Source organism: Pseudoalteromonas sp. UBA6610 (genome assembly GCF_002433295.1).
In the GTDB taxonomy this organism is placed as follows: Bacteria; Pseudomonadota; Gammaproteobacteria; order Enterobacterales; family Alteromonadaceae; genus Pseudoalteromonas; species Pseudoalteromonas atlantica.
Genome location: NZ_DJHW01000079.1, coordinates 1 through 7459 on the forward strand (window position 1 = coordinate 1; position 7459 = coordinate 7459).

The window sequence follows — 7459 nt, forward strand, 5'->3', positions numbered from 1 at the left end:
AAGTAGATTCAATTACCATTGATTACCATAAATCGTTTATGCAACCGGTTAGCTGCAGTGCTTTTTTATTAAGTGACAAACGCCACTTTAGCCATATTACCCTTTACGCCGACTATCTAAACCCGCTTGCTGAGGCTGGCAATGGTACGCCAAATTTAGTTGATAAAAGCTTACAGACCACACGCCGTTTTGATGCCTTAAAACTGTGGTTAACACTGCGCACCATGGGTGAAGCGCCACTTGGGCGAGCGTTTGATAAAGTAATTGGCCTTGCTCGTCAAACCCATATTGTTCTTAACGACCACCCTGATTTTGAAGTTATAAATTACCCAGAGCTCAGCGCGCTGGTATTTCGCTTTGCGCCAGAGGAGCTAAAACATAACCCCGATTTACTCGACACCCTAAACCTGCACGTACGCCAAACATTCTTAAATACTGGTGAAGCCATGATTGCGCGCACCAAAATTAACGGCCGTCATTACCTTAAATTTACGTTACTTAATGCCCAGTGCCAATTGACCGATGTGCGCGCCGTGCTTGAACAAATTAGCACTATTGCGTGGCAAACGTATAAGGAGCAAAAATAATGAGTAACCAACCTTATGACTTTATAGCCATTGGCCTTGGCCCGTTTAATTTATCGTTAGCGTGTTTAAGTGAGCCGCTAGAGGGCGTGAAAAGCTTATTTTTAGAGCAGCGTAGCCAATTTGATTGGCACCCCGGCATGATGCTAGAAGGTGTTACCTTGCAAACACCGTTTATGTCTGACTTAGTGACTCTTGCAGACCCTACCAGCAAGTACAGTTTTTTAAATTATGCCAAGCTTAATAATCGCTTATACCCATTTTATATTCGCGAGAGCTTTTTTTTACTGCGTAAAGAGTACAACCTCTATTGCCAGTGGGTGTGCTCGCAGCTTAGCAACGTAAGCTTTGAGCAAAGTGTAACAAAGGTTGAGTTTTGCCAGCAAAGTGAGTGCTATACCGTTACTTGTAAAACCCCAAATGGGGAGCAGCACTATGTTACGCGCCACTTAGTGCTTGGCACCGGCCCTGCCCCATATATTCCTGATTGCGCAGTGCAAAGTAATTCAAATAACGTACTGCACAGTAGCGATTTTTGCCACCGCCTTGATGAGCTAAAAGCGGCTAAACGTGTTACGGTTGTAGGAGCTGGGCAAAGTGCGGCTGAAATTTATCACACCTTGTTACAACAAGCTGTGCCACAAGGTTTACAACTAGATTGGATTGCGCGATCGCCGCGTTATTTTCCGCTGGAATACACTAAACTCACCCTTGAGATGACCTCTCCTGAGTATGTTGATTACTTTTATAATTTAAAAACCGAGCAACGAGATTGGCTTAATCAAAATCAAAAAAACTTATTTAAAGGCATTAATGGCGATTTAATTAATGACATTTTTGACACCCTTTACGCGCAAAGCCTAGATGGGCCCATTTCTACCACATTTAAAACTAACAGCAAGCTTACTAATACACGTAAAAGTGCTGGTCGCTTAGTCACTGAGTTTTATCATCAAGAGCTAAATGAAGCCTTTGAAATAAAAACCGATTACTTAATTTGTGCCACAGGCTTTAAATACAAGCGCCCTGCTTTTTTAAACCCCATTGCACAGCAGCTCCCAGAAGATGAGCAAGGCCGCTACTTAGTTAGCCGCGAGTATGCAATAGATAGCGAACAAAAACGTATATTTGTACAAAATGCAGAGCAGCACACCCATGGCTTTGTAACCCCCGATTTAGGCATGGCGTGTTATCGCAACAGTATAATTTTGCGCGAAATACTCGGTTATGCGCCGTATCAGGTTGAGCAAAAAATTGCTTTTCAGTGTTTTGATTTAAGCGATGTAGAAACCCATTCACAGCAAAAGAGTAACGCCGCATGAGTTTACGTTTAGCGCTTATTTTGCTTACGGTTATTTCGGTAGTGTGCGACACCTTATTACTGCCGTTTTATCCGCAATTTTTTGCCAGCGAATTTTCTGTAAGTAACCCCACACTTATTGGCGTGTTTGTAGCTAACTGTTGTATTACCGTTATGCTCGCGTTGCCCCTGTGGGCAAAGGTTGCCAAAAAATACCACGAGCTGGCTCTTTGGCTTGTAACGCAAGTGATTGCCGCTTGCTTTGGTTTGCTTTGTTATTTTGCAACTAACGTGTGGGAATTTTGGTTTTATTATCAGCTTATGTTGGTGCTTAAAGCCAGTTACCTGCTTATTTACCCGTTTGCACTGCGTTTAGAGCAGCAAAGTAAGCATCTTTCTATTATTGGCTTGTTTTCGGTACTTATGCACTTTGGTGCTATTGGCGGCGCGTTAGTGGGCGGGTACTTTTTTAGTATAAATGCACCGCGTTATGCATTGTTATTAAGTGCTGCGGGCGATGTTATACAAGTGCTGCTGTGCGCCTATTTAATGGTGAGCTTAAAGTTAGGTATTTATCAGCACGCGATTGAAAGCGAAAAACCACGTACTCGTACACCGTATTTTATTTGGCAATTTTGTTTTATAAGCGTGGTTGTTTACTTTAGTGCGTTTTTAATTAGGCCGTTTTTTACTACCCATTGGCAAGGAATGAGCGCGCAAAGTAGTGCATTCCAAAGTGCGCTTGTGTACGCCATTCCTGCTTTTTCAGCTCTACTTATGCTGTTGTTTAACCACTTTAGGCAGTACTTACCTTTTCCTACGCTTAGCCGCACTAGCACGCTATTGTGTGCGCTTATTTTTGGCGCTATTGGGCTTTATTTACAGGCGCAAGAGTCGGTGTGGTTAGTTGTCAGCTCTCGCGTTTTATACGGTATAGCGCTATTTCAGGTCATGGTTTTATTAGAAGTGATGTTATTTGCTAAAAGCGAGCCTGCTCACTACGGCAGTGATTTTGCCAAAGTGCATATTGCGCAAAATATTGGCGTTATTTTAGCGTCGTTATTAGTGGGTATGAGCGTGGAATATTTTAATACCACCGTGCCTTTTTACTTTGCTGCCATTGGCTTTGCAAGCCTTGGCGCTATTTTGCTATGGCGCGTTAAATTTGTTGGCCAAGCTGCACACACAGCCACTTAATAATTAAAAAGATTTAGGAGTTTTTATGTATTTTTCATCTTTTGTAACCACGTTACAACACACAGGTAATGTGACTATGCGGTTACTACAGCAAAGCGATATGCCCATAATTTGCCAGTGGCTTACACTGCCTTACGCCCATTTTTGGGGTATGAGCAAACACACACCCGAGCAAATGTGCAGCGCCTACCAAGATATAATTAACCACCCGCACCATCATGCCTATGTTATTGAGCAAAATAATGAGCTGCTTGCCTTAGTTGAGCTTTACAGCCCAAAGCACGACAAACTACTCGCAGCTGCCTATGAGGTACTGCCAAACGATACCGGCATGCATATTTTACTTGCCCCAAATACACAGCCTAAACGCCATTTTAGTTTTGAAATAATGCAGTGCGTATTGCACAGTATTTTTACTCATAATGCCGATGCACGCGTAGTAGTAGAGCCCGATATTGCCAATAGTAAAATTCATACCTTAAATAAGCGTTTAGGCTTTGTGCATACTAAGCAAATAACCTTTGGTGATAAAAACGCCTACCTTGGGTTTTGTAATAAAGCTGCATTTGAAACGCACGTTAATTTACATCACAAAGCGCAAATGCCAATAAACACCGACTATGTAAAGTTTGACCACTGGCAATGGGCAAACAGGCACTTACAAAGTAAAGCCATTAGCGAACTGGTACACGAGCGCTTATTGGTTGCAGAGCAAACCCCACAAGGTTTTAAAGTAAATATTGAAGGGGGTTATTTTATATTTAATGGCCGTGCTATGGCGCTTAACCACATAGATATAGACGAGCCAAGCTTATGCTTTTATAACCTTAACAACGAGCAAGTAGAGCTTGATGTACTGCACTTTTTTAGTGTGCAAGGCCCTGCGCTGGGTTTAACTGGCGAGCGTTTAGCCACCTACCTTGAAGAGCTTAACGCCACACTTGCGAGTGCCTGTTATAAACGCGAAAACAACACTCTTAGCGCAGCCGAACTTGCGCAATTAGGGCTGCAACAAATAGAGGCTGCAATGAGCGAAGGCCACCCTGCGTTTGTGGCTAATAATGGCCGAATTGGTTTTAGCAAAAGCGACTTTTTACGCTATGCGCCAGAGGTGGGTAAACCGTTTAAAGTGCTGTGGTTAGCGGCGCACAAAACAGTATGTGATTTTGCTTATAGTGAATACTTTAGTGATTACCCAAGCCATATTAGTGGCGAGCTTGATTTAACCACTCGTAATGCGTTTAACAAAGCGCTAAAAACGCAAAACCTAAACCCCGACGACTACCTATTTATGCCTGCCCACCCGTGGCAATACCAACATAAATTAAGTGTGGTGTTTGCCAACGAGTTTGCCAATAACCGTTTAGTTTACTTAGGTGAAGGCGACGATTTATATCAAGCGCAACAATCTATTCGCACCTTATATAACTGCTCGCATCCGCATAAGCCGTATTTAAAAGTGGCGCTGTCTATTTTAAATATGGGCTTTATGCGCGGGCTTTCGCGCGCTTATATGGCGGTAACCCCGGCTATAAATGATTGGGTATTTAATAAAGTAAACTACGACCCCACGCTTAGCGCGTGCAATTTTACGGCACTAAGAGAGTACGCCACCTTAGGGTATGCGCATCATACCTTTGAGCAAAGCGCGTTGGGCGATACACCGTACCGTAAAATGTTTGCCTGTTTATGGCGCGAAAACCCAAACCATAACTTACAAAATAATGAGCAGCTCACCACCATGGCCGCACTACTGCACCTAGATAACAACGGTAAAAGTATGGCAGGTGCATTAGTAGATCAAAGTGGTTTAAGCACACATGCTTGGCTGCAACACTATTTTAACGCCTATCTTATTCCGTTAGTGCATTGTTTTTATGCCCATAAATTAGTGTTTATGCCGCACGGCGAAAACCTTATTTTAAAACTTAAAAATTCAGTCCCTGTGGGCGCTTACATGAAAGACATAGGCGAAGAAGTCGCGCTGCTTAATAGCACTGAGCCGTTACCTGATGAGGTTTCGCGTATTCATATTGCTATGCCAAAAGAGCTTGAATTACTGAGCATATTTACCGATGTGTTTGACTGCTTTTTTAGATACCTAGTGGCTATTTTAGTAAGAGAAGAGCGCATTACCGAGCATGACTTTTGGCACGGCGTTGCGCAAAGTGTTAAAGCGTATCAACAGGCTAACCCTGCCTTAAATGCGCGTTTTAAAGAGTATGATTTTTTTAGTGATGAATTTGCACACTCTTGCTTAAACCGCTTACAGCTTGGCAATAATAAACAAATGGTTGATTTAACCAACCCAGCAGGCAGTTTACAGTTTGCCGGAAGTTTAAATAACCCAGTATCGGCAAAGTTGTATGGCTAAGCCAGTAACCCTTGCGCACTTTTTATTTTGCCCAAGTGAGCCAGCTACTGCGGCTCACCCAAGCTTAGATTTAGTGCGCAAATTAGCGATTCATTGCAAGGCGCATTACCCACATGCGCCTGGGCAATTTATTAGCCGGCACTTATATTTGCAGCTTTGTTGGCAAACTATGTATGCCTATTGTTATTGGCGTACTTCTAAACAAAATGCACATAATCCCATGCAATTACAGCTTAAAATTAGCGGCGCTTATAGCCGAGGGTTTAACCTCAGCGGTGCGCCTATATTAAGTAAAGCTGAGCAAAACAATGCACTTATTGAGTTTATTAGCTGTGTAGGAAAGTGGATAAATACCGATTATGCGCTGGGAAAAAAAGAGCAAGGGCGCTTATTAATCGACACCCTTAACAGTGCATTTGAGCGCGCCCATAGCTTAAATTTAGCAAGCGCTGATCACACTACACATTGCCATCAGCAGCTACACAATTTAATCAGCAATCACTTTAATTTAAACACCCCATTTAAATTAACGGCCGGTCGCTTAACGTGCTGTCGTTATTATTTAGCTGGTTACAGCAAATGCCAAACCTGCCCTAAAAAGGATATTAAAACCAATGAACACACGTCTTAAAACGATAGACCTTGCCCGAGGTGCGAGCGTTTTTATTATGATTTTGGTACACACCCTATGGATGTACTCGAGCACAACGCTTCAAAGTGAGAGCCTATTTGGTGCTGTTATTCATATACTTGGCAAAGGCACCGCCTCGTTTTTGGTGGCAATGGGGCTGTCTATGGCGCTTTCGCGCAGGCAAACCCCCATGTTATTAATTAAGCGTGGTATACAGCTTTTACTCCTTGCCTATTTAATGAATGTGGCAAAATTTTGGCTACCCATTGAGGTATTTAATACCATGCCCGAGGCATTTATAAATGCCTATGGCTGGCAAAGCCCGCTCAGTGCTGGGCAGTTACAATTTATGGTGTTAACCGGTGATATTTTACAACTTGCTGGGGTGAGCTTAGTGCTGTTTGGCGCGCTTAATATTGCCCGCTGGAAAACCACATGGATTGCATGTTTAGCCATGGCTATTGCACTTGTAAGCCAGTTTGTTAGGGGGCAGCAGTTTGCGCTTTCGCCTTACATTAGTGATTTGTTTTTTGCTAATAACTACCAAGTTTATTTTCCGGTATTTCCGTGGGTAAGCGCTATATTAACCGGCTACGTGCTTGGGCGTGTATATATAAATAGCCAGCGTAATGCAGCGTATTTATTTAATGTGTGTGCAAAGTTAGGGGCCGCATTATTAGTGATTGGTTCAGTGTGGTTATTTATTGATTTTAAAGGCCAGTTTGGTAACTTTTTTCACTTAAATGGCGGCGGTATTATTTATTTAGTTGGTTTAAATTTATGTGCATTAGCCTTAATAGAATATGCCATTGCCAATAAATTTAATGGCCCTATTACACGCGCTCTTTTATATGCGAGCAAACATGTAACGGCCCTTTACATTATTCAATGGGTGCTAATTTGCTGGCTTATGGGCGTGTTTGGTTATCATACACAGTCGTTTTGGCCAACGTTGTGCTTAATGGTACTTATGAGTTTATTAACCTTTGCGGTGCACAAAGTGTATTTGCAAGCTAAGCAAACCATATTCGCTATTAAGCAAAAGCCTAAGCGCACAGCATAAATTAAACTCTCTGGCTATTACTGGTAAAGTAATAGCCAGCCATAAAAAACGAACATAAAAAATGAGCAATATACACATGGGCTAAGAGTATATAAAATCTACTTATAACGTGGAGCATACAAAAGGAGTCTATTAAGTAGGTAATGAGTGCAGTCGTGCTTTGCATTTACCACGTTATTTATAAGCAAGATTGTGTATTAGTCAGTTATTTTGTTTTTTTGGAGTTTAGTTTGAAAGTAGAGCAGCCTGTATTAGGCAAAACTGGCACGTTAATTTTTTTGTTATTTTAGGGCGTGTTGATCTTTGCGGA

The 7459-nt window shown here is 42.2% G+C and carries 6 protein-coding genes; all 6 read left to right on the forward strand.

The window, feature by feature from the left end:
- Positions 1-587, forward strand: a 587-nt coding sequence (locus tag B4F91_RS10530; RefSeq protein ID WP_288635723.1) for a pyridoxal phosphate-dependent decarboxylase family protein, incomplete at its 5' end; no start/stop codon positions are given.
- Positions 587-1906, forward strand: coding sequence for a lysine N(6)-hydroxylase/L-ornithine N(5)-oxygenase family protein (locus tag B4F91_RS10535; RefSeq protein ID WP_248462074.1), 1320 nt, complete (start codon positions 587-589; stop codon positions 1904-1906). The genes B4F91_RS10530 and B4F91_RS10535, both read left to right, overlap by 1 nt.
- Positions 1903-3081: an MFS transporter gene (locus B4F91_RS10540; RefSeq protein WP_286937593.1), complete on the forward strand. Its 1179-nt coding sequence runs from the start codon at positions 1903-1905 to the stop codon at positions 3079-3081. The genes B4F91_RS10535 and B4F91_RS10540 overlap by 4 nt, the downstream gene beginning before the upstream one ends.
- 25 nt (positions 3082-3106) lie before the next feature.
- Positions 3107-5455: a GNAT family N-acetyltransferase gene (locus tag B4F91_RS10545; RefSeq protein WP_286937591.1), complete on the forward strand. Its 2349-nt coding sequence runs from the start codon at positions 3107-3109 to the stop codon at positions 5453-5455.
- Positions 5448-6086, forward strand: coding sequence for a hypothetical protein (locus B4F91_RS10550; RefSeq protein WP_286937588.1), 639 nt, complete (start codon positions 5448-5450; stop codon positions 6084-6086). Before B4F91_RS10545 ends, B4F91_RS10550 begins: the two co-directional genes overlap by 8 nt.
- On the forward strand, positions 6070-7149 hold the full coding sequence (locus B4F91_RS10555; RefSeq protein WP_286937587.1) for a heparan-alpha-glucosaminide N-acetyltransferase domain-containing protein: 1080 nt from the start codon (positions 6070-6072) through the stop codon (positions 7147-7149). Before B4F91_RS10550 ends, B4F91_RS10555 begins: the two co-directional genes overlap by 17 nt.
- The last annotated feature ends 310 nt before the right edge of the window (positions 7150-7459 follow it).